A 25391-nucleotide genomic window follows, 5' to 3' on the forward strand; every position below is an offset into this window, starting at 1 on the left:
ACGGTCCAAAGCCGGAGTGAGGGAACACCGAGCCTAAGCGAGGTGCCGAGTGGTGGGGCAAGAGCGTTTTGCTTACTTTTGACTGGGCCGGCATTCCGGCTTTTCAAAAGTGAGCCGCTGTAAGAGCGGAACCAATACAAGCCATCACCCAAATAACGGATATGCCCCCTAACCCAATAACGCCCGAGCAAACTCATCAGACGCAATAAAGTCCATGGCCTTACGCAACTCGCAAGCCGCCTCAGCCCCAAACACCTCATCAAACCGCACCGCCATCTGCCTGGACACCACCCGCGCCTCTTCGTATTTACGCTGCCCCGCGTCGGTCAACAGCACCCGCCGGCTGCGACGGTCCAACTCATCCACCCGCAACACCACCAGCCCATCCCGCACCAGCGGCTTGAGCGTATGCCCCAGGGCCGACAAATCCATCACCAACGACTGCGCCAGGTCGCGCATCTTCGGAGCGTCCCCATTGGCGATGTGGTTCATCAGCGAATACTGGGTGGCCTTCAAACCAAACGGCGCAAACGCCTCGTCATAGATCTGCGCCATACGACGGGACGCGCGCCGCACGGCTCCGTTGGAACAGGTGCTCGGGCTATTCAGGACAGGCGGTGCGCATTTCACAGGCTGATCACTCGCTACAGATCAAGGTTTAACCGAACGTTAATCCGGCAAGATGAATATTGACACATGCTGCAACAAATTAGTTGCGTATGCCACTAAACGCTATATCGTGGCATATGCCTCTATTTTGACCGGATGTCAGTGCAGTTGGCCCGGAACACAGACGGGCGGGGCAGGAGGGAAGCGCTGTTCGGTACCTCCTTCAGTCATCAACTTCCTGTCTGGATCACATCTATGCTCAACCTCGTGCGCATCGCATTGCGGCGCCCCTATACCTTCCTGGTATTGGCTATTTTCATTCTGATTGTGGGCCCGCTCGCGGCCTGGCGTACCCCGACCGACATCTTCCCCGAAATTCGCATCCCCGTGATTGCCGTGATCTGGCAGTACACCGGCTTGCCGCCCGACCAGATGGCCGGCCGCATCACCTCGCCGTTCGAGCGGGTGCTGACCACCACGGTCAACGACATCCGCCATATCGAGGCGCAATCGCTGAACGGCTACGGAATCGTCAAGGTGTTCTTCCAGCCGGGAGTCAACATCAGTACGGCCAACGCGCAGATGACTTCGGTGTCCCAGGCCATCCTGCGTCAACTGCCGCCGGGCACCACGCCGCCGCTGATCCTCAACTACAGCGCCTCGACAGTGCCGATCGTGCAGTTGGCGTTGTCCGGCAAAGGCCTCAGCGAACAGAAACTCGGTGACCTGGGCCTCAACACCGTGCGCCTGATGCTGACCACGGTGCCCGGTGCCGCACTGCCATACCCGTTCGGCGGCAAGACCCGCCAGGTGCAGATCGACCTCGACTCCGCACGCATGCAGGCCCGTGGTCTCTCGGCGCAGGACGTGGCCACTGCCCTGGCCACGCAGAACCTGATCACCCCGGTGGGCACGCAAAAGATCGGCAGCTACGAGTTCAACCTGCAACTGAACAACTCGCCGACGGACTTCCACGACCTGGAAAACCTGCCGATCAAGACCGCCGACGGCACCACCGTGTTGATTCGTGACGTGGCCACGGTGCGTGACGGCAACCCGCCGCAGACCAACATCGTGCACGTCAACGGCAACCGCTCCGTGCTGCTGCCGGTGCTCAAGACCGGTTCGGCGTCGACCCTCGGGGTGATCGCCGGGATCAAGGACAAACTGGCCGACAACAAAGGCGCCTTGCCGCCCAACCTGAATATCGACCTGATCGGCGACCAGTCGCTGTTCGTGCGCTCGGCCATCAGCGGCGTCGCCCGGGAAGGGATCATAGCGGCCGCGTTGACCAGCCTGATGATCCTGTTGTTCCTCGGCAGTTGGCGCTCCACGGTGATCATCGCCACGTCGATCCCATTGGCCATCCTGTCGTCGATTGCCACGCTGTCGGCGCTCGGCGAAACCCTCAACATCATGACCCTCGGCGGCCTGGCATTGGCCGTGGGGATCCTGGTGGATGACGCTACGGTGACCATCGAAAACATCAACTGGCACCTGGAGCAGGGCAAGCCGGTGGAGACGGCGATCCTCGACGGCGCGGCGCAGATCGTCACGCCGGCGTTCGTGTCGCTGCTGTGTATCTGCATCGTGTTTGTGCCGATGTTTTTCCTGGAAGGCGTGGCGCGCTTCCTGTTTGTGCCGATGGCCGAAGCGGTGATCTTCGCGATGATCGCCTCGTTCATCCTCTCGCGAACCCTGGTGCCGACCCTCGCCAATTACCTGCTCAAGCCTCACGAACATCATGCGGACGGTACGCCGGTGGTGGTGCCGTCGAGCAACCCGCTGGTGAAATTCCAGCGCGGGTTCGAGCGCCAGTTCGAGGCGTTTCGCGGGGTTTACCACGGGGCACTGGAGAGTGCCTTGCACCACCGCCGTATCGCGGTGATCGCGATGCTGGCGTTCGTCGCCGTGTCGTTTGCGCTGGTGCCATTCCTGGGTCGCAACTTCTTCCCCGACGTCGACTCCGGGCAGATCCTGTTGCATGTGCGTGCACCGATCGGCACGCGGGTCGAGAGCAATGCGCGGCTGGTCTCGCAGATCGAGAACACCATTCATAACGTGATCGAGCCCCGGGAACTGGCGGCCATCGTCGACAATATCGGCCTGGCCATCAGCGGGATCAACGTGGCCTACAACAACACCGGCACCGTGGGTTCACAGGACAGCGACATCCAGATCAGCCTGAAAGAGGGCCATCGTCCCACCGCCGAATACATGCGCGAACTGCGGGAGCGGCTGCCCCGTGAATTCCCGAATGCGGTGTTTTCGTTCCCGGCTTCGGACATCGTCGGGCAGATCCTCAACTTCGGTTCTTCGGCGCCGGTGGATGTGCAAGTCAGCGGCAATAACCTGCCCGCCAACTTCACCTACGCCAGCACGTTGCTGCGGGAAATCCGGCGGGTGCCGGGTGTGGTGGATGCGCGTATCCAGCAGTCGCGGCAACTGCCCACGTTCAAGATCGATGTGGACCGTACCCAGGCCCAACTGGTGGGCCTGAACGAGCGCGATGTGACCAACAGCCTGGTGGTCAACCTGGCGGGTTCCAGCCAGGTGGCGCCGACGTTCTGGCTCAACCCGGCCAACGGCGTGTCTTATCCGATTGTGATGCAAACCCCGCAGTACGGCCTCGACACCCTGGCCGCCCTGCATAACCTGCCGTTGAGCGGCAGCCCCGGTTCGGCGCAAGACCAGACCCTCGGCGGCCTGGCGTCCATCGAACGCAGCCACGCGAACTCGGTGGTGACCCAGTCGGACATCCAGCCGGTGGTCGAGGTGTTGACCGCAATCCAGGGCCGCGACCTCGGTGCCGTTGCCGCCGACATCCAGAAGATCATCGCCGCCCACGCCAGCGAAGTGCCCACCGGCTCCAAGGTGCTGTTGCAGGGTCAGGTGCAAACCATGAACGCGGCCTTCAGTGGCTTGCTGTTTGGCCTGCTTGGCGCGGTGGTGCTGATCTACCTGCTGATCGTGGTCAACTTCCAGTCGTGGGCTGACCCGTTCGTGATCATCACCGCCTTGCCGGCGGCGCTCGCGGGCATCGTGTGGATGCTGTTCATCACCCACACGCCGCTGTCGGTACCGGCGCTGACCGGGGCGATCATGTGCATGGGCGTGGCCACCGCCAACGCCATCCTCGTGGTGAGCTTCTGCCGCGAACGCCTGGCCGTGCACGGGGATGCGGTGCAGGCGGCGCTTGAAGCCGGCTTTACCCGTCTGCGCCCGGTATTGATGACCGCGATTTCGATGATCATCGGCATGGCGCCGATGGCGCTGAGCCTGGGGGAGGGCGGCGAACAGAACGCCCCGCTGGGCCGTGCGGTCATCGGCGGGCTGGCCTTCGCCACCATTGCCACGTTGTTCCTGGTTCCGCTGATTTTCAGTCTTGTGCACGGGCGGCGTCAGCACGCCACGCTTGCGACCACCGCCACTCAAGGGGTTTGACATGTCTGCTTCCGTTTCCAATCCGGGTTCGCCCCGCCGTAAATCCCGTGGTCTGCTCTGGCTGGTGCTGGGGCTGGTGGTCCTGGTTGCCGTGGTGGTATTCGGCATCGGCGTGCGCGCCAGCGAATCCCATGACCTGAAAACCTGGACCGACGCCCAGGCGTTGCCCAGCGTGATCCTGATCACCCCGAGCGTGCAGCCCCAGGGTCCGATCCTGAACCTGCCGGGGCGTCTTGAGGCGTACTCCCGGGCGTCGATCTTTGCCCGGGTCAATGGCTACCTCAAGACCTGGAACGTCGACATCGGCGACCACGTGAAGGCCGGGCAACTGCTGGCCGAAATCGACACGCCGGAGCTCGATCAGCAACTGCTGCAAGCCAAGGCGGTGCTGGCTTCGGCCCAGGCCGACGAGTCGCTGGCACAGACCACCGCCAAGCGCTGGCAGGCAATGCTTTCGTCGGATTCGGTGTCGCGCCAGGACGTGGATGAGCGCACCGGCGACCTGACTGCCAAGCAGGCCAAAGTGGTCGCGGCCAGGGCCAACGTCGACCAGTTGGTTGCCACCAAGGGCTTCCAGCGTTTGACTGCGCCGTTCGCCGGCGTGGTCACTGCACGCTCCACCGATGTGGGGGCGTTGATCAGTGCCGGTGGTGCCACTGGCAAAGAGCTGTTCGCGGTCTCTGACGTCAGCCGCCTGCGGGTGTATGTGCAGGTGCCGCAGTCGTCGGCGCCGCAGATCCAGGTGGGCACCGTGGCGCGTCTGAGCGTGCCGGAGTATCGCGGTGAAACCTTCAACGCCAAGGTGATCGCCACTGCCGATGCGGTGAACGCCGCGTCCGGCAGCACCCTGGTGCAACTGTTGGTGGAGAACCCCGGCAGCCGCCTGTTGCCGGGCGGCTACACCAGCGTGCAGTTCACCTTGCCGGTCCAGACCGACGTGCTGCGCCTGCCTGCCAGCGCCCTGGTGTTCGATGACAAGGGCATGCGCGTGGCCACCCTCGACGCGAATAATCATGTGCACTTCAAGACCGTGACCATCGCCCGGGACTTCGGTGACAGCGTGGAAATCGGCAGCGGCCTGGTCGCCACCGACCGCGTGATCGACACCCCGCCCGACGGCCTGGCCGACGACGATTCGGTGCAACTGGCCGCCAATCCCGTGGAGGCCAAACCCCATGGCTAAGCGCACTTGCCTGGTATTGGTCGCGACCCTGGGCCTGGGCGCCTGCCATCTTGCGCCACCGCTGGACGTGCCGGAGGTACCCATTGCCGCGCAGTTCCATACCCAGGGACCGTGGACCGTCGGCACGCCGAACGACCAAGCAAGTCGCGACGGTTGGTGGCACATCTACAAGGACCCGCAACTGGACGCGATGGAGCAGCAGTTGCTGCAAAGCAACCCGGACTTGAGCGCGGCACTGGCTCACTATTCCCAGGCCCAGGCGTTTTTGGCCCAGGCGCAATCCGGGCTGTTTCCAAAGCTGATCGGTTCCAGCAATGCCCAGCGCATTCGCCAGTCGGACACCCGCCCCCTGCGCTCTGCCAGCCCGCCGAATGTTTACGATTCCGGGACAGTGGGGGTCGAACTGGACTATGAAGTCGACCTCTGGGGCCGTGTGCGCGACACCGTTGCCGCCGGCACGAGCGACGCCCAGGCCGCCAAGGCCGACCTGGCCTCAGTGCGTCTGAGCTTGCAGGCGCAATTGGCCGACAGCTACATCCGCCTGCGTGGCATTGACCGGCAAGACCAGTTGCTGCAGGAAACCAGCGATGCCTATGCCAAGGCTTTGAGCCTGACCGAAGGCTTGCACGGCGGCGGTATCGTCTCCGGGCTGGACGTGGCGCGGGCGCGTACCCAACTGTCGACGGTCAAGTCGCAGCTGAGCCAGAATTTGGTGCAGCGTGCAGTGCTTGAACACTCGATAGCGGCGATGCTGGGTGAGTCCGCATCGACCTACGCGATTGCCCCAAGCGTCGCGGATATCGCCTTGCCCGGCGTGCCCACCGGTGTACCGTCTACGCTGTTGCAGCGTCGGCCGGACATCGCCGCTGCCGAGCGCCGGATTGCCTCGGCCAATGCACGCATAGGGGTGGCGAAAGCCGCCTGGTTCCCGGCCCTTACCCTGAGTGCCCAGGGTGGTTTCCAGAGTGATGAGTTCGCGCACTTGTTGAGCGCGCCCAACATTTTCTGGGCCATCGGCCCGTCGCTGGTGGGGACGATTTTTGACGGCGGCGCGCGCCAGGCCGGGGTGGACAGTGCCAAGGCGGCAACCGATGAAGCCGCAGCCAAGTATCGTGGTGTAGTGTTGACCGCGTTCGAGCAGGTGGAGAACAACCTCTCGATCATCTCCGGGCTCGACACCGCCCTGGTTGACCAGCGCGATGCGGCGGCAGCCGCGCAGTACGCCGAGGACTTGTCCCTGGCACGCTATCGCCAGGGTGGCGCGGCGTACCTGGACGTGGTGACGGCGCAGGTAGCGTCGTTGCAGGCACAGCGCACGGTGCTGGATCTGCAGACTCAACAGTTAAGCGCCAACGTAGGGCTGATCAAGGCACTGGGTGGCGGCTGGAATATGGCCCAACTGGCCCAAAAGAACCTGTAGGAGCGAGCTTGCTCGCGAAGGTCGTCAACGATAACGCGAGCATCCTGAAAGAACACGGCGCCCTCGAGTTTTTCGCGAGCAAGCTCGCGCCTGCCGTTAGTTGTTGTGAACATTGAATCCAAGGAGTAGTGGCATGACTGATTACGTACCGCCAAAAGTCTGGACCTGGAAGACCCAAAACGGCGGCACCTTCGCCAGCATCAACCGGCCCATTGCCGGCGCGACCCACGACAAGGAATTGCCGGTAGGCCGTCATCCGTTGCAGCTGTATTCGTTGGCAACGCCCAATGGCCAGAAGGTCACGATCCTGCTGGAAGAGCTTCTGGCCCTGGGTCACCAGGGGGCGGAATACGATGCGTGGTTGATCAGGATCGGTGACGGCGACCAGTTCGGCAGTGGCTTCGTCGGGGTCAATCCGAACTCGAAGATTCCCGCGCTGCTGGACCGCAGCGGGCCCAAGCCGATTCGGGTGTTCGAGTCGGGTGCGATCCTGCAGTACCTGGCCGAGAAGTTCGGCGCGTTCCTGCCCACCGAACCGGCGGCCCGTGCCGAATGCCTGTCGTGGTTGTTCTGGCAGATGGGCAGCGCGCCGTACCTGGGCGGTGGCTTCGGGCATTTCTATGCCTACGCGCCGACCAAGATCGAATACGCCATCGACCGCTTCGCCATGGAAACCAAGCGCCAACTGGACGTACTGGACAAGCAATTGGCCGAGCACGAATACATTGCCGGGGATGAGTACACCATCGCCGACATGGCGATCTGGCCGTGGTACGGCGGCCTGGTGAAAGGCCGCTTGTATGAGGCGGGGGAGTTTCTCTCGGTGCAGGATTACAAGCACGTCGTGCGCTGGGCCAATGCCATCGAAGCGCGGCCGGCGGTGCAGCGTGGGCGCCGGGTCAACCGTGTGTCGGGCGAGCCGTCAGAGCAACTGCGCGAGCGGCATGAGGCGTCGGACCTCGACCTGCACCGTTGATAGAGCTGGCAACCCACACCTTGTGGCGAGGGGGCTTGTCCCCCGTTGGGCTGCGCAGCAGCCCTGAAAATTCACCGCGTTTTTTCAGGAAAATTCGGTGAGCTTATTGGGGCTGCTGCGCAGCCCAACGGGGGACAAGCCCCCTCGCCACAGGTTTCAGCGGTGTCTTCACGGCGTTCCCACTTGGCAATCACCAGCGGTGCCAGGGCATTGCCCAGCACGTTCAACGCGGTGGTCGGCATTTCCATCAGGCGATACACCCCGGCGATGAAGGCGATGCCCTCCAACGGCAAGCCCGCACTCGCCAGGGTCGCCGACAGAATCACGAACATGAACCCCGGCACCCCGGCCGCGCCCTTGGATGTCAGCACCATGGTCACCACCAGCAGGGCCTGGTCGCCAAGGCTCAGGTCGATGCCATACAGCTGCGCCACAAACAGCGTGCCGATCCCCAGGAACAGCGACGCACCGTCCAGGTTGAACGAATACCCCACCGGCACCACAAAGCTCACCAGTGAAGGCGGCACGCCGTAGGTTTCGAGTTTCTTCATCAGTTGCGGCATCACCGCCGCCGAACTGGCGGTGGAGAACGCCAGGATCAGTTCATCCTTGATATGTCGCATCAACGCAAACAGGTTGATCCCCCACAGCCGCGCCACCAGGTTGAGCACCACCAGCACGAAGAAAGCAATCGACACGTAGCTGACCAGGATCAGCTTGGCCAACGGCAACAGCGAGCTGAAACCGAAGTTGGCCACGGTCACTGCGATCATCCCGAACACGCCGATGGGCGAATAGGCCATGATCATCGACGTGACCTTGAACATCGCCTCCGACACCCCGCGCAGCAGGGCAATCACCGGGTCCTTGCGCTCGGCCGGCAAGCGCGAAACCCCGAGGCCAAACATCACCGCGAAGAACAGCACCGACAGCAGGCTGCCCTGGGCCATGGCGTTGATCACGTTGTCCGGAATGATCCCGACAATGATCTGCCCCAGGCTGTGGCCGCCGCCGGCGCTGCTGGTGGGCAAGGTCACGGCACTCGCTTGCAGGCTGGCCAGTTCGGTGCCGGCGCCCGGCTTGAGCAGGTTGCCCATCACCAGCCCGACGATGATCGCCAGGGTGGTGATGCAGAAGAAATAGCCCAGGGACTTGGCCCCGATGCGTCCCAGGGATTTACCGTCACCGTGCCCGGCAATGCCCACCACCATGCAGGCAAACACGATGGGCACGACGATCATCTTCATCAGCTTGATAAAGATATCGCCCGCCGGCTGCAGCAGGTTGTCCACCAGCCACGGCCGGGATTCGGGAAAACGGTGCAGCAGGGCGCCGATGGCGATGCCGGCGAGCAGGCCGATCAGGATTTGCCAGACCAGCGCGATGCGGGGCTTGTGCATGGGAATGCCTCATTTATATCAATGATTATGAGTGTTGTTCTAGGCAGTCAATGAGCGGCCATCCCTGGCCGCCGGATGGGGCGGGAATCCGTCAGCGCAATCGATGGCACGCTTCATTCAGGCGACGGCAACCTTCTTCAATCACGTCAAGCGAGCTGGCGAAAGACAGGCGGATATACGGCGACATGCCGTACGCCGCGCCGCTTACGGTGGCCAGGCCGTGTTCCCGCAGCAGGTGCTCGGCCAGTTGGGTGTCACTGTCGATCCGCTCGCCGTGGGCGGTGGTCTTGCCCATCAGCCCGGCGACGTTGGCGAACACGTAGAACGCGCCATCCGGTGGCGTGAAGCTCACGCCGGGAATGTCTTCGAGCAGGCCCAGCATGCGTTCGCGGCGTTGCTGGTACACCTCGCGCATCCCGGCGATGGGCGCCTGGTCGCCGGCGAAGGCGGCCACTGCGGCAGCCTGGCTGAGGGAACTGGGGCAGGTGGTGGTTTGCGAAAGCAGCTTGGCAATGGCCGCGATCAACCAGGCCGGACCGGCACCGAAACCCAGGCGCCAGCCGGTCATGGCGTAGCCCTTGGAGGCGCCGTTGACGATCAGCGTGCGCGGCTTCAGGTCCGGTGCGAGTCGGGTCAGGGAAACGTGGCGGGCATCGTCGTAGACGAAGTGCTCGTAGATCTCGTCCGCCATGATCAGCACATGGGGATGGCGCCGCAGCACCGCGGCCAGGGCCAGCAGTTCGGCCTCGTTGTACACCGCGCCGCTGGGGTTGTTCGGGCTGTTGAGGATCACCCATTTGCTGCGCGGGGTGATCGCTTGTTCCAGGGCCTGGGGCGACAGTTTGAACCCCAGTGACTCGTCGCCGGGAATGATCACCGGCGTCGCGTCATTCAGCCGTGCGATGTCCGGGTACGACACCCAATACGGCGTGTGCACGATGACTTCGTCGCCGCGATTCAGGGTCGCCGCCAGGGCGTGATAAATGATGTGCTTGCCACCGCACCCGGCGATCACTTCGTCCAGCCCATAGTCCAGCTGGTTGTCGCGCTTGAGCTTGAGGCAGATCGCCTGGCGCAGGGCGAGGGTGCCGCTGGTGGCGGTGTAGTGGGTGTCGCCACCGTGCATCGCGGCGCTGGCTGCTTCGAGGATATGCGCGGGTGTATCGAAGTCCGGCTCGCCCACGGTGAAGTTGACGATGTCCCGGCCCTGGGCGCGCAGTTCGCTGACCAGTGCATTGGCGACGATGCTCGGGGAGGGCGCGATGCCCAGCACCCGGTCGGACAGAAAGGCAGTGCTCATGATGACTCTCCTCAGCCTGCCAGTCCGGCCTGTTGCAACACCTTGTCGATCCAGCTCTGGCGCACTGCACCGCTGGCGATTTCGGCTTTGACTTGCTCTTCATGGGCCGCGTGTTGCGCGGCCTTGCGCAGCACTTCGGCGGCGTCGGCCTGGGAGAAGGCGACCAGGCCGTCTTCGTCACCCACCAGCACATCCCCCGGGTTGATCAGCATGCCGCCGATGGACACCGGCACATTCACCTCGCCCGGGCCGGTCTTGTAGGGGCCGCAATGCACCACGCTGCGGGCGTAGCAAGGGGTGTCCTCGAAGCTCGCGACATCGCGAATCGCCCCGTCAATCACAAACCCCACGCAGCCGCGTTGCTGGGCGTAGAGCTTGACCAGTTCGCCGATCACCGCGTTGTTGGTGTCGCCCTGGGCGTCCACCACCAGCACGTGGCCGGGCTCCAGCATGCTCAAGGCCTTGTAGATCAGCAGGTTGTCGCCGGGGCGGGTTTTCACCGTGAGCGCGGTGCCCACCAGCTTGCCGGTGCGGTTGTAGCGGTTCAGCCCACGGGCACCGATGTGCCGGCCGAGGTTGTCGCTGATGTGCGGGGTGACCACGTGAGTGAAGGCTTCGAGCACTTCGGCAGAAGCCAGCGGCGGGTTGGGGAGGATGCGGGAACCGGGCAAGGACATGGCTGTAACTCCGATTGATCTTATGGGTCTGTGGCTAGATCTTAGGAGTGATGAACATACAGTTTTAGCGATATTTTATTATCTGATAGGATCGCTTTTTCTCATGGGAGATAGCCGATGATCACGTTCAAGCAAATCGACGCGTTGTACTGGATTGCCGAGCTGGGCAGTTTCGAGGCGGCGGCGAACAAGCTGAACATGTCGCAGTCGGCGATTTCCAAGCGCATCCAGGAGTTGGAAGAAACCTTCGATGTGGAGATTTTCGACCGCAGCAAACGCAATGCGCGGTTGACGGAAAAGGGCGCCGAGTTGCTCGACTACGCCAAGGACCTGCTGGAGCGTCGCGACTACATGCTGGAGCGGGTCAGCACCCGTGAAGTGCTGGTGCGCAGGTTTCGCCTGGGGGTGACGGAATTGACGGCTTTCACCTGGTTGCCGGCGCTGGTGGAGGCGTTGCGCGAGGCCTATCCCAAGGTGCAGATCGAACCGTCGGTGGAGTTGAGCAGTGAGCTGTTTCGCAAGCTGGAGAGTGATGAGCTGGACCTGGTGATCGTGCCTGATGCCTACAGTGATTCGCGCTTCCTGAGTACGCCGCTGGGCAGTGTGGAAAACGCCTGGATGTGCGCACCGGGGTTGGTCAGCGAGGCTGATCCGGTGGGGCTTGAGGCATTGGCCGGGTATACGGTGTTGACCCAGGGGTCGCACTCGGGGACGGGGCTGATTTATGAGCGCTGGTTGGCAGCGCATGCTGTGCAGATGCCGCGCAAGTTGACCAGTCATAACCTGTTGGTGCAGGTCGGGCTGGCGCTGTCGGGGGTGGGGGTGAGTTATTTGCCCAAGGGGTGTTTGTCGCATTTGATCGAGCGCGGGGAGCTGCGCGCGCTGGTGACGGAACCGGCGCTACCGAGGGTCGGGTATGTGGCGTTGCATCGCGGGGATCGGCAGTTTGGCTTGAACCAGAATGTGGCGCAGTTGGCGGTGCAGTGTTGTGATTTTTCGCGGTTGTTGTTTTAGTTTTTCGAAGCAGTGAGCGAGTCCTTAAAGACCTACCGGTGTAATCCATCATGAAACGCCATTTCGAAGATTTGCAGCTGGGCAGCATCGAGCTGTTCTGCCTGGCCGCCGAGGCCAGCAGCTTTACCGCCGCCGCCCAGGTGGCAGGCGTGACCCCGGCGGCGGTGAGCCGCAGCATCTCGCGGTTGGAAGAGCGCCTGGGCTCCCGGCTGTTTGTGCGCACCACCCGCAGCATCCGCCTGACCGATGGCGGCCGGACATTTTTCGAGCAATGCCGCCAGGCGCTGACGCAACTGGTGGAAGCCCAGCAGGAAATGATGGGCGCGCAATCGGTGCCGTCCGGGCTGTTGCGCATCAGCATCCCGACCACCTACGGCCATCATCGGATCCTGCCGCTGCTGCCGAAATTCCGTGCGCTGTACCCGCAAGTCAGCGTGGATATCCACATCAGCAACCGCAACATCGATTTCGTCGCCGAAGGTTATGACCTGGCCATTCGCGTGCGGGCCCAGCCGGACTCGACGCTGATTGCGCGGTTGCTGGAAGACGCCAGGCTGGTGGTGGTCGCGACGCCGGCGTACCTGAAGCGTGCCGGCACGCCCCAGGCCCTGGAGGATTTGCCGAACCATGAGTGCATCCAGTACGAATTGCCGAGCAACGGGCGGCGCATTTCCTGGCTGTTCCAGGTGGATGGCAAGGAGCGGGAGTTTGCCGGGGAAGCAGGCTACAGCTGCTCTGACGACGTGCTGGGTGGCGTAACCCTGGCCAAGCACGGCGCGGGGTTATTCCAGACCTACAAGTTCATCGTCGAGGAGGAATTGGCCAACGGCAGCCTGGTGGAGGTCTTGCAGCCTTACGGCGGGCGCTCACGGCCGTTTACCTTGCTGTATCCCCATGGCCGCTATGTGCCCCATCGGGTGCGGGCGTTTGTGGATTTTCTGCTGGAGCATCGCGCCGAATGGGCGGCGCTGTAGCGGCGGATAAGTCCCAGGTCAGCATCAGTTGGCCAATGGCAGTATCGATGGCATCAGCGTCGACGCCATCCCGGGCCAGGATCGACACGCCTTGCAGAAAACTGTCGTAGACCGTGGCCATGGCACGGGCGTTGGTCTCGGCCGGTAACTGGCCTGCGCGGATGCCGCGCTCGACACAATGCACGATGCCCGCCCGTGTGCGCTCTCGCGAATGGGTCAGCCCATGGGTGACTTGTGCGTTCTCGGGGGAGGGCGCGCTCATCACGCCCAGGGCTACCATGCAGCCTTTGGGATGCCCCTCTTCACACTGCATGCGTGCCGATTGGCGCAACGCCGTCTCGATGGCCTGGCGCGGTGGCAGGCTGTCATCCCAGAGGCATTCGGTGACCTGGGCGAACGTCGCCAGATAACGCTGCACGCACTCCTGGAACAGCGCGTCCTTGGAGCCGAACGCCGCGTAGAAACTCGGCGCGGAGATGCCGCCGCCCAATCCGGCTTTCAACTGGCTCAGGGACGTCGCGTCGTAACCGTGCTGCCAGAACAGGTGCATGGCCTGTTCCACGGCCTGATCGCGGTCGAAGGTGCGGGGGCGGCCCATCTGTGCCATGTGGAAATCCTCTCGGGTGATGAGAAAAATACTAGTCGATACATAAGTCGTTGACAACGCTGCGTGGGGCGCCCAACATTTATATCGATCGGTATTTAAGTCCTCTCGCTCAAGGAGTTTCCCTGTGACCCCCTCAACCACTTTATCGGCAGACGCCGTTCCCGACCGCTTGCCCATCGGCGCCTTGCTCGCCCTGGCCATGACCGGTTTCATCTGCATCGTCACTGAAACCCTGCCGGCGGGCCTGTTGCCGCTGATCAGCGATGGGCTGGGAGTTTCAGCGTCCATGGCCGGGCAGATGGTCACCGCGTATGCGCTGGGCTCGGTGCTGGCGGTGATCCCGCTGACCATCGCGACTCGCGGCTGGCGGCGACGCAATGTGCTGCTGCTGACCATCGTCGGTTTTCTGCTGTTCAACTCCATCACGGCGCTGTCCTCCCACTACGGGCTGACGCTGTTGGCGCGGTTCCTCGCCGGGATGGCGGCGGGGCTGGCCTGGAGTTTGTTGGCCGGCTATGCGCGGCGCATGGTTGAGCCACATCAGCAGGGCAAGGCGTTGGCGCTGGCCATGGTAGGAACGCCGATTGCCCTGTCACTCGGCGTACCGCTGGGCACCTGGCTGGGTGGGCTGGTGGGCTGGCGCACCACGTTCGGGATCATGTCGGCACTGACCCTGGTGCTGATTGTCTGGGTGCTGGTGAAAGTGCCGGATTACCCCGGCCAGTCGGCCCATCAGCGCATGCCGTTGCGCAAGGTGCTGACCACGCCGGGTGTGCGGCCAGTGCTGGCGGTGGTGATCTCATGGATGCTCGCCCATAACATTCTCTATACCTACATCGCGCCGTTCGTGGCTCCGGCGGGCTTGGTGGACCGTGTGGATCTGGTGTTGTTGGTGTTTGGTATAGCGGCGCTGCTCGGGATTTGGGTGACTGCCCGGTTGGTGGATGTGGCGTTGCGCAAGACGGTGCTGGTCAGCCTGGCGGGCTTTGCGGCGACGTGCCTGGCGTTCGGTTTTCTCGCGCAAGTGCCGGGCGTTATTTACCTCGGCGTGGCGGTCTGGGGCTTGAGTTTTGGTGGCGCTGCAACGCTGTTGCAAACCGCGTTGGCGGACGCAGCCGGGGATGGTGCGGACGTGGCGCTGTCGCTGAATGTGGTGGCCTGGAACAGCGCGATTGCCGGAAGCGGCGTGGTGGGCGGCGTGTTGCTGGATACCTGGGGCGTGGCGTCTTTCCCATGGGCAATGTTGGTGTTGCTGGCGGTGGGCTTCGCGATTGTGTGGTGCGCGCGACTCCATGGCTTCAAGCCGGGGCACCGGGCCCACGGTAAACCTGTGGTCGGCGGGCACTGATATTTCCAAAGTCTTTGGAAAAACCGCTTCTAACATCAGACAAATCTTAAAATAACCTGCTGCTCGGCCGATATCCCGGGGCATAGGCTTTATCACCCCCGGGAGTATCGGCATGCGCATCAAGAGAATGTCTGCAATCCATGTTGGCCTGTTGTTCAGCCTGTCCGGTGCCTGCATGGCCGCGAGCCCGGTGGGGCAGGGAGTCATCTCGTTTCACGGCAGCATCGTCGAAGCGTCTTGCACACCGCTCGCCGTGGCCAACGGGATGAAACTCAACAATTGCCCTACGTCCGCACGCGGCAGCGCCATCAGCGTGCGCAGTGTGCAACCGGTGGGCTCGGTCACGGCCCTCGACCACAGCGCCGTGAACGTGAAGCTGGTCGCCGACAGTGGCCGGGGAGACCGCTATTACCAGCAGCAATATGCGTTGGTGGATGGCCAAGGGAGGCCTGTGACGTCGGGGCAGTATCTGATTACATTAACGTCACCTTGAGAGATGGCAGTGGATCAACCCGATGAACCTGACTGGACACAACCTCGCGCTCCTGACTTCCCTCAGCGTCTTGCTTGAGGAGAGGAACGTCACGCGGGCGGCGGCGAAGCTCAACCTGACGCAGTCGGCGTTATCCGCGCAGTTGTCGCGGTTGCGTGACCTGTTCGGCGACCCTTTATTGATGCCTGCTCAGTCCGGAAAAGGCATGGTGCTGACAGCACGTGCCGAACATTTGCGTCAGCCGTTGCGCCAGGCGTTGCAGGTACTGGGGACGGTGGTCGGTGACCTTCCATGCTTTGATCCTGCCAAGTCGGACCGGACCTTTGTGATTGGCGCGAACGATAACGCCGCTGCGATCGTCGCGCCCCGGCTGGTGCAGCTTGTGCAGGCTGCGAGTCCTGGGGGCATCCGGGTTTCGATACGTGCGATCGACCAGGTGTTGCTTGGCGATCAGTTGGAAAGCGGCGAGATTGACGTCGCGCTGGTATCACACAGCCGTATCGGGAACCTGTCGCACGAGTTGCTGCTGCAGGAAGAATTCAAGATGGCCCAGCGCGCCGATCACCCTCGCGGATCCGCGCCACCAACGCTGGAGGAATACCTGGGCCTGGAGCATGTGGTGGTGTCGGGTGCCGTGAACAGCTTTCACGGTTTTATTGATGATGTGCTCGCGCAGAAGGGGCGTGCGCGCCGTGTCGCGGTGTCGGTGCCTTACTACAGCATCGTTCCATTGCTGCTGCAGAACAGCGACTGTGTAAGTGTGCTTCCGTCCCGTTTCCTGAGCCGTTATGAGCGCTCGCTGGCGGCCCTTGCTCTGCCCCTCGAGGTGCGCGACTTCAGTTTGTTCTCTGCCTGGCATCCACGGTTCGACAAGGACCTGGCACATCTCTGGTTGCGCGAACAACTCAAGCTCTGCGTGCTTTCCTGACGACATCAGGCCCTGGCAGGTATCTACGCCACACATACCTGGCATGCGGAGTTTCGATTTCAACTATAAAAAACGCTTGAATAGGATGCCGCCGATTCCAACTGGAGAGCTGCACCATGACCAAGCTGACATTTACCCGCGTGTTGAATTACACGGCCCTTGCTGCTGCTCTGGCACTGGGAGCCATCGCGGCACCGGCGGTGGCAGTTGCCGCCGCGCCCCAAGTCAAAACCCAGGCCCCTGGTTACTATCGCACGATGCTTGGAGATTTCGAGGTCACCGCGCTGAGTGACGGCACCATCGATGCACCGTTCGACAAATTGCTGAATGAGCCGGCTGTCAAGACCACTACCGCACTGCGCAAGGCGTTCCTCGGGGTGCCCACCGAGACCTCGACGAACGCGTATCTCGTCAATACCGGCACTCGGCTCATCCTGATCGATACCGGCGCTGGTGCGCTCTTCGGGCCGACCCTGGGCAAGCTCGCGGCCAACCTGCAGGCAGCCGGCTACAAGCCGGAGCAGGTCGATGACATCCTTCTCACGCACATGCACCCGGACCACGTGGGTGGGCTGGTTGCCGAAGGGGTGATGGTGTTTCCGAACGCCACGGTACACGCCGACAAGCGTGACGCCGATTACTGGCTCTCGCCGGCGAGGCTGGAGCCTGCCTCGGCCGACGCCAACAGCTTCGTACCCGAGTTCGCGAAGGGTGCAATGGCTTCCTTGAACCCGTATATCGCGCTTGGAAAGTTCCAGCCTTTCCAGGGCAGCGGGGAGATCCTGCCGGGGTTCAAGGCGCTGTCCAGCTATGGCCATACCCTGGGGCACACCAGCTACCTGGTTGAGAGCAAAGGCCAGAAGATGATTGTCGCCGGTGATCTGATCCACGCCGGTGCCGTGCAGTTTGCCGACCCGTCGGTGACTATCGAGTTTGATACGGACAAGAAAGCCGCCACCACGGCCCGCGAGACCGTGTTCAGCCTGGCTGCGAAAGAGGGCGCGCTGGTCGGCGCGGCGCACCTCTCGTTTCCCGGCCTGGGGCATTTGCGTGGTCAGGGCGCCGCGTGGCAATGGGTGCCGCTGAATTACTCAACCGAACTGAAGTGACTCGCGATTAGTACGCTTCACGGGGAATCATGGAAATAAACTCCGACCTGAAGATACCTTCCATGACCTGCATGAAATCCGAGGCGAGCTTGGAGCGCTGCTGGTGACCCGGAAATACCATCGAAACCTCGAAGGGTATGTCCTGGTCCAGCGGTCTGAACGTAAGGCCCGGGTATTTCGAGTAGGAGGCGGTGAATGGATCACACACGGTGATGCCGAGCCCCCCGGACACCATTCCGCAGGCGGAGTGCGCGGCGGTGGTTTCAACGCTGGAGACGCCTGCAACACCCCGAGCCTCCATGGCTGATGTGATGCGTCGCTGCAAAGGATTGTTGGCGTTCAGGGTAATCAGGCGTCGCCCGTGCAAATCCTCCAGGGTCACCACGTCTTTGGTGGCCAACATATCGTTGGCCGGCATCACGCACACCGCGCTGATGGGTGGCAGGTTGATCACCTGGATCCCGGGATATTCCCCTGAAGGAATCTGCACAAAACCAATATCGATCTGGTTGGCAGACGTCAGTTCCAGGATGCCCACCGAGTTGCGCACATCCAACGAGGTTCTGACCTCGGGGTGCTTTCGCGCGAATCGGCATACCCCCTCAGCCACCACACTGAGCCCCAGCGTGCTCATTGAACTGATCCTCAATGTGCCGGTGCGCAGCGTCACAAGGTCCTCTGCAACCCGCTCGATGCGTTCTATGCCTTGATAAAACTTGTCCACCTCCGCGTACAACACCTGTGCTTCCGCCCCGGGAATGAGGCGATTGCCTTCACGGCGAAACAGTCGAAGGGAAAGGACAATTTCGAGGTCGCGGATGAGCCGGCTGATGGCCGGTTGACTGACCTGAAGTGCCTCGGCGGCGATAGTCATGCTTCCGGTGAGCATGACCGCCCTGAAAGCTTCCAATTGGCGAGGATTGAGTTTCATTGTGGCTCTCGATCGAATGTTGGAGGGCGCATTTTTGCGAGCGTATAACATTTTGTTATGTGCGTCCAACCTGTTACCGGTTTGCTATAAGCATGTAACGGCGCGATGATTTAGTTGCGTGGTTTTACCAAAGAAAAGCAGTTCCCGTTATTAATATCGGGTGCCGCTTAAGTAAAAATAAAAAAGAGGATAGCGCGTGCTGAATTATACCGTCCGCAGGTTGTTACTTCTGCTTCCGATGCTGCTGGGAGTCTCCATTGTGGTCTTCCTGGTCATGCACTTTATTCCGGGAGATCCTGCGCAGCTGGCAGCAGGTCCGGATGCAACAGCGGAAGATGTTGCGCAAATAAGGCAAAACTACGGATTGGATAAGCCGCTAATCAATCAATACCTTATTTATGTCAGGAAAGTTGTCGTGGGTGATTTTGGCGAGTCATTCCAGACATTCACGCCCGTGCTCGAAGGTATAGCCAGAACTCTTCCCGCCACGATTGAACTGACCGCTGCCGGAATGTTGCTTGCCGTCATCATTGGCGTTCCCCTCGGTATTGCGGCCGCTTTGAAGCCCAGAGGCTTCCTTGATAGTTCGCTGACCACCGTTGCAGTTCTGGGCATATCAATGCCTGGCTTCTTTCTGGGACTGATATTGATGCTGATCTTTTCAGCCAACCTCGGATGGTTGCCGCCGACCGGCAGAGGCGGGCTGCAACACCTGATATTACCGGCCTTGACACTTGGTTTGCCGTATGTTGCAACTTTTTCACGGCTGGCCCGATCCACCATGATGGATGTGCTGAGGGAAGATTATATTCGTACTGCCTATGCGAAAGGTGTACCGAGTTACAAGGTAGTACTCAAGCATGCACTTTCCAATGCGGCCATTCCATTGGTGACAGTATTCGGTATGGACTTCGGCCGGTTACTGGGTGGCGCGGTTATTGTCGAGACAGTATTTGCCTGGCCGGGAATGGGGCGGCTCTTGATTGATGCAATCATGGCTCGGGATATTTATGTCGTCCAAGGCACAGTTCTTGTGTTTGCCGCGGTGGTGGTAATTATCAACTTAATGGTGGATTTGGTTTATGGCGTCCTCGACCCTCGCGTCACTTACAACTGAGGCCGATATGAAACTTCCGAAAAAATATCGGTTGGGCTTTGTCAGTTTCCTTATTTCCAATAAGCGCTGGTTCGCGTTTGCTTCATTGATCGTGATCCTGGTGATGGTTGCTGCGGCGATAGCTGCCCCTTTGTTGTTTGATTGGGATTCGGTCACCAAGATCAACTTATCAACGTCCCTTGTCGAGCCCGGTGCAAGTTCCTGGCTCGGCACGGACCAATTGGGCCGTGACTTGTTGGGTCGAGTCGTGTGGGGGGCACGAATTACGCTCACCGTCGCAGTTTCAAGTGTCAGCATTGCGATGGTCATTGGCATCGCTTTAGGTGCGGCGTGTGGCTATTACAACGGCGCCATCGCCGGGGTGGTGATGCGGGTCATGGACTCGATGATTGCATTTCCCCGGACACTGGTTGCCATTCTGGTCATCACGGTGGCGGGCAACAGCATAGTAAGCCTGACACTGGCCATCGCCATTTCAACGATCCCGATTTACGTGCGTTTCTTTGCCGGGCCGGTCATGGCATTGAGAAACCGCGAGTTTGTATTGGCCTCCAAGTCGATTGGCGTCAGCGATCTGCGGCTGCTGCTGATACATATCCTGCCGAATATCGGTTCGCTGGTCATTATCCAGGCCACCGTCTCGCTGGCTGAAGCAATCCTCATTGGTTCCGGGCTCAGCTTTCTGGGGCTTGGCCCGCCGCCGCCCACCCCGGAGTGGGGCTCGATGATTGCCGAGTCGCGGCCGTTATTGACCACCCATCCCTACGTATTGATTGCGCCCGGATTTGCACTGGTTTTGACCATATTGAGTTTCAACATTGTGGGGGATGCGTTGCGAGACTATATCGACCCGAAATCACGTAACGCATAAATGAGTTCGGCGCGGTTAAACACGCCCTGTGTGTCCACCAGAATTATCAAGCGAGAAAGATTATGCGGCGTCTGAATTGCCTGGAAGTATTGATACGGAGTTTCGCTGTTGTCGGCATCCTTGGACTGTCGGCGGGCCTATCGTTTGTTGCCAACGCCAAAGACCTGAAGAAGCTGACATTCGTTCAAGGCGCTGATATCGATACCCTGGACCCAGCGATTTCGCGCAGTGTGCCTTCCTATAACGTGATTAATCACCTGTTTAATCGGTTGGTCGCATGGGACGGTCACGGGCATAACACGTTTGTAGCTGATTTGGCGCAGTCATGGTCAAGGTCCGAGGATGGACGGCAATGGATTTTTATCCTGAAACCGGGAATTACCTTTCATGACGGCACGGCGTTTGATGCTGCAGCGGTGAAGTTTAACCTGGACCGAATCATGAACCCCAAGCTCGGTTCTCCGCACCGGTCCTACTATGCGGATATAGCTTCGGTGGATGCGCTAGCGCCGAATGAGTTACGCATCACCACAAAAAATCCGTCACCCACAATGTTGGAGTTACTGGCAAAAGAATCTTCGTCAATCAGCAGTCCGGCCGCTGTCGTTAAATATGGACGGGCTTATGGGCACCATCCCGTCGGTACCGGGCCCTACGTATTTGATAGTTGGATACCCAACGACCAGGCCGTTATTCATAAGAACAACGCTTTTTATGGAACAACGGCAAAACCGGAAACCATCGTGTTCCGTCCGGTCAGGGAAGATTCTTCCCGAGTCATAGAGCTGCGAACGAACAATGCGGATATCGCGGCAAATTTATCGCCCGAGGCGGCTATTGAATTAAAGGAACTGAATAAATCCACCTTGCTGCGGGTACCCAGCACATTCCAGGTGTTCTTTGAAATGAACCTGACCAAACCGCCCTTTGATGACCCGCGCATACGGAGGGCGGTGAGTATGGCGATTGATCGCCAGGCATTGGTCGACAAAGTGTTGTTGGGATATGGAAAAGTACCCACTGGCCCATTTCCGGAGGGTACGCAAGCCCGACGTGAATTCCCTCCGGTGAAGTACGACCCTGATGCGGCAAGAAAAATAATTAACGAGGTATATCCAGGCGGTTATCCAGGCACCGTAGTTATATGGACCCCGGCGGGACGCTATACCAAAGATCGCCAGGTCTCGGAAGTTGTCCAAGGCTATCTTAACGCCGTGGGGCTGAAGACCGAGTTTAAGGTATGGGAATGGGCAACGTATCAAAAGAACTTGTATCGCCCCGAGCCGGGCAAGGGCACGGGCAAAGGTAGTAATGACGCAAACATGTGGTTACTGGGAACGGGCATATCTGACGCGGATATTCGTTTGCGTCGAAAGTTGTCCAGCGGCGACCCGCAGAATCTCACGGGTTACAGCAACCCTCAGGTAGACAAATTACTTCAGTTGGCCTCGCGTGAACTGGATGAAAAAACACGCATGTCCTATTACGGCCAGATTCAGCAGATTCTATGGGAACAAGACCCGGACAATCTGCCGCTGTTTGACCAGGAGCAAATAATTGGTGTGCGTAAAGCGTTGAATGGCCTGGATGTCGATTATGAAGGGACCATCGATTTGACGAATGTAGAACTTATTGAGCGGTGATTTAAATGTCGAATTTACATGCCAACGAAACACTGTTAACCGACGCTCGCCTGAGTGCTCCTCCCGCTGAACGCATGGTCAAGTACCATGATATTCCGGCACTTGAGACCGAGAAACGTCAGTTTCACGAGTTTGTCGAAGTGGACCTGGCGCACACCGTGATGCTGGTTGAACAGCAGATTCTTTCTGTGTCGGTCGGGCAAGCCATCCTCGCGGAGCTGCGGTTGATTCGGGACATGGTTCCCGCCGACTTCCCGTTTGATGTAAAGAAAGGCAGCTTCCTGCTTCAGGTTGAATCGTACCTTTTCTCCCGGATCGGCGAAGACTCGGCCGGGCAGATGCACACCGGCCGCAGCCGGATAGACCAAGGGGCAACGGTACGCCGCCTGTACGACCGCAAGCGCATCCTGGCGGTGCTGGACCGTATCAATGAGTTCCAGGTGGCGTTGATTCAGAAGGCCTCCACGCATTCGGGCACCATCATGCCCGGCTACACCCATATGCAGCATGCCCAGCCCTGGGTGTTCGGCCACTACCTTTTGAGTTTTACGTCGAGGCTGCACGACAGCTTCAGCCGCTTGATGCACGCTTACACCCGGGTCAATCGCAACCCCCTTGGTGCCGTCGGCCTGGCCGGCACGTCCTGGCCGCTGGACCGTGGGCGCACCACGCACCTGTTGGGGTTCGACAGCCTGGTAGAAAACTCCAAGCTGGGCCGCGAAGCATGGTACGCAGCAGAGACGATTGGCGCATTGTCCTTTGTCATGGCCGACCTGAACGACCTGGCAACCGACCTGCATATCTGGTCGAGCGTCGAATTTGGAACGGTGGAAAGCCACGACGGCTATTGCGGCACCAGCAGTATTTTCCCGCAGAAGAAAAACCCCAGCGGCTTGGAAACCATCAAGAAAGCTGCAGGTGGATCGGTGACCTGGCTCAGCACGGCCCTGGCCACTTTCCGGTCCGAAGGTACCGGCGACCAGGCGATGCGCGACCTGCCGTTGATCCATGATGCGCTGGCCACCACCGAAGGCATGCTGGACCTGTTTACCGGCATCATTGAAACCCTGGTGGTGCATGAGGACCGGATGACAGCCCTGCTCTCCGGGAGTTGGTGCACCGCCAGCAACCTCGCCGATGTGATCGTTCGGGACCGGGGCATCTCTTTCCGCCAGGTCCACCACATCGTGGCCCGCCTGGTGCGTAACTGTCTGTACGAGGGCGTGGCTCCTGCCGGGGTGACCGGCGCCGCACTGGATCAAGCCAGCGTGGAAACTGTCGGCTCAACCCTGGGCTACTCGGATGCCCAGGTCCGCGATGCTTTGAACCCGCGCCGTTTTGTCGAGACCCGCACTTCCGCGGGCGGCGTCGGCCCGGACGAGGTCCGGCGATTATTGTCGATCGCCCAGAACGAGCTGGAGCAGGACCGCGAGTGGGTTGCGCAGAGCCGGCGCAAGGTCGATCAATCCCGTGCCGACCTTGACGCGGCCATCTCGGCGATCGTCGATTAAAGGAGCGCCTCATGAACGAGAATTTGGTAGCCCGGGTGAAAAACCTGAGTGTCGGCTTCGGCACCAGAGGGCGCGAGACGCCGGTGGTGCGCGATGTGTCCTTCGAGGTGATGCGCGGTCAGACGCTGGCGATCGTGGGTGAGTCCGGCTCCGGCAAATCCGTCACCTCAATGGCGATGATGGGCCTGATCAAGCGCGCCGGCGGACGGGTGCTTTCGGGCTCGATGGAGCTGCAAACCAGGAATAACCAGATTGTCGACCTGGTGGCGGCGCCCGAGTCTGTCATGTGCACACTGCGGGGCTCGTCCATGTCGATGATCTTTCAGGAGCCCATGACTTCGCTGAATCCGGTCTTCAAGATCAGCGCGCAACTCATCGAAGGCATCTTGCTGCATCAGCGGTGCAGCCGTGCGCAAGCCGAAGCCCAGGCATTACGCATGCTGGACCTGGTGCGTATTCCGGATGCGAAGCAGGTCATGAACCGGTTTCCCCATGAGCTTTCCGGCGGCATGCGCCAACGGATCATGATTGCGATGTCGCTGGTCTGCGAGCCCACACTGCTGATCGCCGACGAGCCGACCACAGCGTTGGATGTGACGGTGCAGGCGCAGATCCTGCGGATTATCAAGGAGCTGCAAGATAGCCTGGCCATGGGTGTGATCTTTATCACCCACGATATGGGCGTGGTGGCGGAAGTCGCAGACCATGTGATGGTGATGAAGAAAGGCGAGACCGTTGAGCAAGGTCCGGCAAGGGCAGTGCTGCAGGAGCCCAGGCAGCCCTACACCCGGGCATTGCTGGCGGCTGTTCCAAAAATCGGCTCAATGCGTGGCACTCAACTTCCCGCAAAATTTGCCTTGATCGATGATGACGTCGCAGCGGGTGCAGAACCTGCGCCTGGCGTGGCCCCGGACTACCAGAGTCCGCCGGTGCTCAGAGTCGAGTCGTTGTCCATTCGGTACGACCTCAAAGGTGGTCTCCTCGGGAAGGTCCGGCGCCGTGTGCATGCCGTCGAAGGCATCGACTTTGATATCTACTCAGGTGAAACGCTGGCCCTGGTGGGCGAGTCCGGGTGCGGGAAATCCACCAGCGCTCGTGCGATTGCCGGGCTGATGCCGATACAGGGCGGGAATATCGTTTTCGGTGGCAAGAACCTTACGACGTTGAACAAGAGCGATATGAACTCGCTGCGCCGCGATATCCAGATGGTCTTCCAGGATCCCTATGCATCCCTGAACCCGCGTCTCACGATCGAGAACAGCCTGCTGGAGCCGCTGCATGTTCATGGCATTGCACATGGCGCGCAAGCACGAAAGCAGGTGCGAATATTGCTGGAGAAGGTGGGGCTGTCGGCGGAGCATGCACAACGCTATCCGCACGAGTTCTCGGGTGGGCAGCGACAGCGGATCTGCATCGCGCGGGCGCTGACTCTGTCTCCGAAGCTGATCATCGCCGATGAAGCCGTCTCGGCGCTGGACGTGTCCATTCAAGCCCAGGTGATTAATCTCCTGCAGGACCTGCAGCGCGAGATGGGCATTTCATTCCTGTTTATTTCCCATGACCTGGCGGTGGTCGAGCGGGTCAGCCACCGGGTCGGGGTGATGTACCACGGACGCATCGTTGAGATCGGGCCACGCCAGTCAGTGTTCGAGCAGCCTCAGCACCCTTACACCCAAAGGTTGCTGAGCGCGGTGCCCTCGGCGGACCTGAACGTGCCCAGAAAGCCGTTCAGCCTGATGGAGGAGAGCGTGCCCAGCAGGATTTACGAGGTGGGCTACAAGGCTCCGCCGATCAGTTACCGCGAGGTCGCCGCGGGCCACTTCGTTGCAATTTGAG

Annotated in this window: 21 protein-coding genes; 15 read left to right on the forward strand and 6 right to left on the reverse strand. The window is 60.7% G+C overall.

What is annotated here, in order from left to right; genetic code table 11:
* Positions 1 to 168: 168 nt before the first annotated feature.
* Positions 169 to 555, reverse strand: coding sequence for a MarR family winged helix-turn-helix transcriptional regulator (locus HX814_RS02380; RefSeq protein WP_003207888.1), 387 nt, complete (start codon positions 553 to 555; stop codon positions 169 to 171).
* 309 nt (positions 556 to 864) lie between these two features.
* On the opposite strand from HX814_RS02380, the gene HX814_RS02385 reads away from it, so the two are divergent.
* The 4 genes from HX814_RS02385 to yghU all read left to right on the forward strand — a co-directional run bounded on the left by HX814_RS02385 (position 865) and on the right by yghU (position 7632).
* Complete coding sequence (locus tag HX814_RS02385) at positions 865 to 4053, forward strand: efflux RND transporter permease subunit (protein WP_003207890.1); 3189 nt, start codon at positions 865 to 867, stop codon at positions 4051 to 4053.
* Between the two features lies 1 nt (position 4054).
* The gene (locus tag HX814_RS02390; RefSeq protein ID WP_003207891.1) at positions 4055 to 5236 is read left to right on the forward strand and encodes an efflux RND transporter periplasmic adaptor subunit; all 1182 of its coding nucleotides are present in this window, start codon (positions 4055 to 4057) and stop codon (positions 5234 to 5236) included.
* Entirely contained in the window at positions 5229 to 6656 is a 1428-nt protein-coding gene (locus HX814_RS02395) for an efflux transporter outer membrane subunit (protein ID WP_003207893.1), read from the forward strand. The genes HX814_RS02390 and HX814_RS02395 overlap by 8 nt, the downstream gene beginning before the upstream one ends.
* A gap of 133 nt (positions 6657 to 6789) precedes the next feature.
* Positions 6790 to 7632 (forward strand): glutathione-dependent disulfide-bond oxidoreductase, encoded by an 843-nt coding sequence (gene yghU / locus HX814_RS02400; RefSeq protein ID WP_177009640.1) that lies wholly within the window; start codon positions 6790 to 6792, stop codon positions 7630 to 7632.
* Between the two features lie 71 nt (positions 7633 to 7703).
* On the opposite strand, the gene HX814_RS02405 is transcribed toward yghU, so the two are convergent.
* The 3 genes from HX814_RS02405 to HX814_RS02415 form a co-directional block, all read right to left on the reverse strand.
* Positions 7704 to 9032 (reverse strand): cation:dicarboxylate symporter family transporter, encoded by a 1329-nt coding sequence (locus HX814_RS02405; protein ID WP_177009641.1) that lies wholly within the window; start codon positions 9030 to 9032, stop codon positions 7704 to 7706.
* Positions 9033 to 9123: 91 nt separating this feature from the next.
* Positions 9124 to 10332 (reverse strand): pyridoxal phosphate-dependent aminotransferase, encoded by a 1209-nt coding sequence (locus tag HX814_RS02410; RefSeq protein WP_177009642.1) that lies wholly within the window; start codon positions 10330 to 10332, stop codon positions 9124 to 9126.
* An 11-nt stretch (positions 10333 to 10343) separates the two neighbouring features.
* Complete coding sequence (locus tag HX814_RS02415) at positions 10344 to 11009, reverse strand: RraA family protein (RefSeq protein WP_134326042.1); 666 nt, start codon at positions 11007 to 11009, stop codon at positions 10344 to 10346.
* Between the two features lie 117 nt (positions 11010 to 11126).
* Here HX814_RS02415 and HX814_RS02420 point away from each other — a divergent pair, with 117 nt between their 5' ends.
* Entirely contained in the window at positions 11127 to 12023 is an 897-nt protein-coding gene (locus HX814_RS02420) for a LysR family transcriptional regulator (RefSeq protein WP_008433274.1), read from the forward strand.
* Positions 12024 to 12073: 50 nt separating this feature from the next.
* Positions 12074 to 12997 (forward strand): LysR family transcriptional regulator, encoded by a 924-nt coding sequence (locus HX814_RS02425; protein ID WP_087692928.1) that lies wholly within the window; start codon positions 12074 to 12076, stop codon positions 12995 to 12997.
* On the opposite strand, the gene HX814_RS02430 is transcribed toward HX814_RS02425, so the two are convergent.
* Positions 12900 to 13604, reverse strand: a complete 705-nt coding sequence (locus tag HX814_RS02430; protein ID WP_087692927.1) for a TetR/AcrR family transcriptional regulator — start codon at positions 13602 to 13604, stop codon at positions 12900 to 12902. The two genes, HX814_RS02425 and HX814_RS02430, sit on opposite strands and share 98 nt — an antisense overlap.
* A gap of 124 nt (positions 13605 to 13728) precedes the next feature.
* Between HX814_RS02430 and HX814_RS02435 the strand changes: the two genes are divergently transcribed.
* From HX814_RS02435 to HX814_RS02450, 4 genes are all read left to right on the forward strand, one after another.
* Positions 13729 to 14952: an MFS transporter gene (locus HX814_RS02435; RefSeq protein ID WP_177009643.1), complete on the forward strand. Its 1224-nt coding sequence runs from the start codon at positions 13729 to 13731 to the stop codon at positions 14950 to 14952.
* Between the two features lie 112 nt (positions 14953 to 15064).
* Positions 15065 to 15445 carry a type 1 fimbrial protein gene (locus tag HX814_RS02440; protein WP_003207908.1) on the forward strand — a complete coding sequence of 127 codons (381 nt, stop codon included), beginning with the start codon at positions 15065 to 15067 and terminating at the stop codon, positions 15443 to 15445.
* 22 nt (positions 15446 to 15467) lie between these two features.
* The gene (locus HX814_RS02445) at positions 15468 to 16373 is read left to right on the forward strand and encodes a LysR family transcriptional regulator (RefSeq protein ID WP_003207910.1); all 906 of its coding nucleotides are present in this window, start codon (positions 15468 to 15470) and stop codon (positions 16371 to 16373) included.
* Positions 16374 to 16489: 116 nt separating this feature from the next.
* Positions 16490 to 17482 carry an MBL fold metallo-hydrolase gene (locus tag HX814_RS02450; RefSeq protein ID WP_102368482.1) on the forward strand — a complete coding sequence of 331 codons (993 nt, stop codon included), beginning with the start codon at positions 16490 to 16492 and terminating at the stop codon, positions 17480 to 17482.
* Positions 17483 to 17489: 7 nt separating this feature from the next.
* Here the strand turns inward: HX814_RS02450 and HX814_RS02455 are convergent, their stop codons facing one another.
* Positions 17490 to 18413 carry a LysR substrate-binding domain-containing protein gene (locus HX814_RS02455; protein ID WP_087692926.1) on the reverse strand — a complete coding sequence of 308 codons (924 nt, stop codon included), beginning with the start codon at positions 18411 to 18413 and terminating at the stop codon, positions 17490 to 17492.
* A 196-nt stretch (positions 18414 to 18609) separates the two neighbouring features.
* On the opposite strand from HX814_RS02455, the gene HX814_RS02460 reads away from it, so the two are divergent.
* The 5 genes from HX814_RS02460 (at position 18610) to HX814_RS02480 (ending at position 25390) form a co-directional block, all read left to right on the forward strand.
* Entirely contained in the window at positions 18610 to 19530 is a 921-nt protein-coding gene (locus tag HX814_RS02460) for an ABC transporter permease (protein WP_003207915.1), read from the forward strand.
* A 7-nt stretch (positions 19531 to 19537) separates the two neighbouring features.
* A complete protein-coding gene (locus HX814_RS02465; RefSeq protein WP_008433279.1) occupies positions 19538 to 20401 on the forward strand; it encodes an ABC transporter permease in 864 nt (287 codons plus the stop codon).
* Positions 20402 to 20463: 62 nt separating this feature from the next.
* The gene (locus HX814_RS02470; protein ID WP_003207917.1) at positions 20464 to 22044 is read left to right on the forward strand and encodes an ABC transporter substrate-binding protein; all 1581 of its coding nucleotides are present in this window, start codon (positions 20464 to 20466) and stop codon (positions 22042 to 22044) included.
* A gap of 5 nt (positions 22045 to 22049) precedes the next feature.
* A complete protein-coding gene (gene argH, locus HX814_RS02475) occupies positions 22050 to 23555 on the forward strand; it encodes an argininosuccinate lyase (RefSeq protein ID WP_023659030.1) in 1506 nt (501 codons plus the stop codon).
* Positions 23556 to 23566: 11 nt separating this feature from the next.
* Positions 23567 to 25390 (forward strand): ABC transporter ATP-binding protein, encoded by a 1824-nt coding sequence (locus tag HX814_RS02480; RefSeq protein ID WP_177009644.1) that lies wholly within the window; start codon positions 23567 to 23569, stop codon positions 25388 to 25390.
* Position 25391: the final 1 nt, after the last annotated feature.

It is taken from the genome of Pseudomonas sp. C8002 (genome assembly GCF_013385765.1).
Taxonomy (GTDB): Bacteria; Pseudomonadota; Gammaproteobacteria; order Pseudomonadales; family Pseudomonadaceae; genus Aquipseudomonas.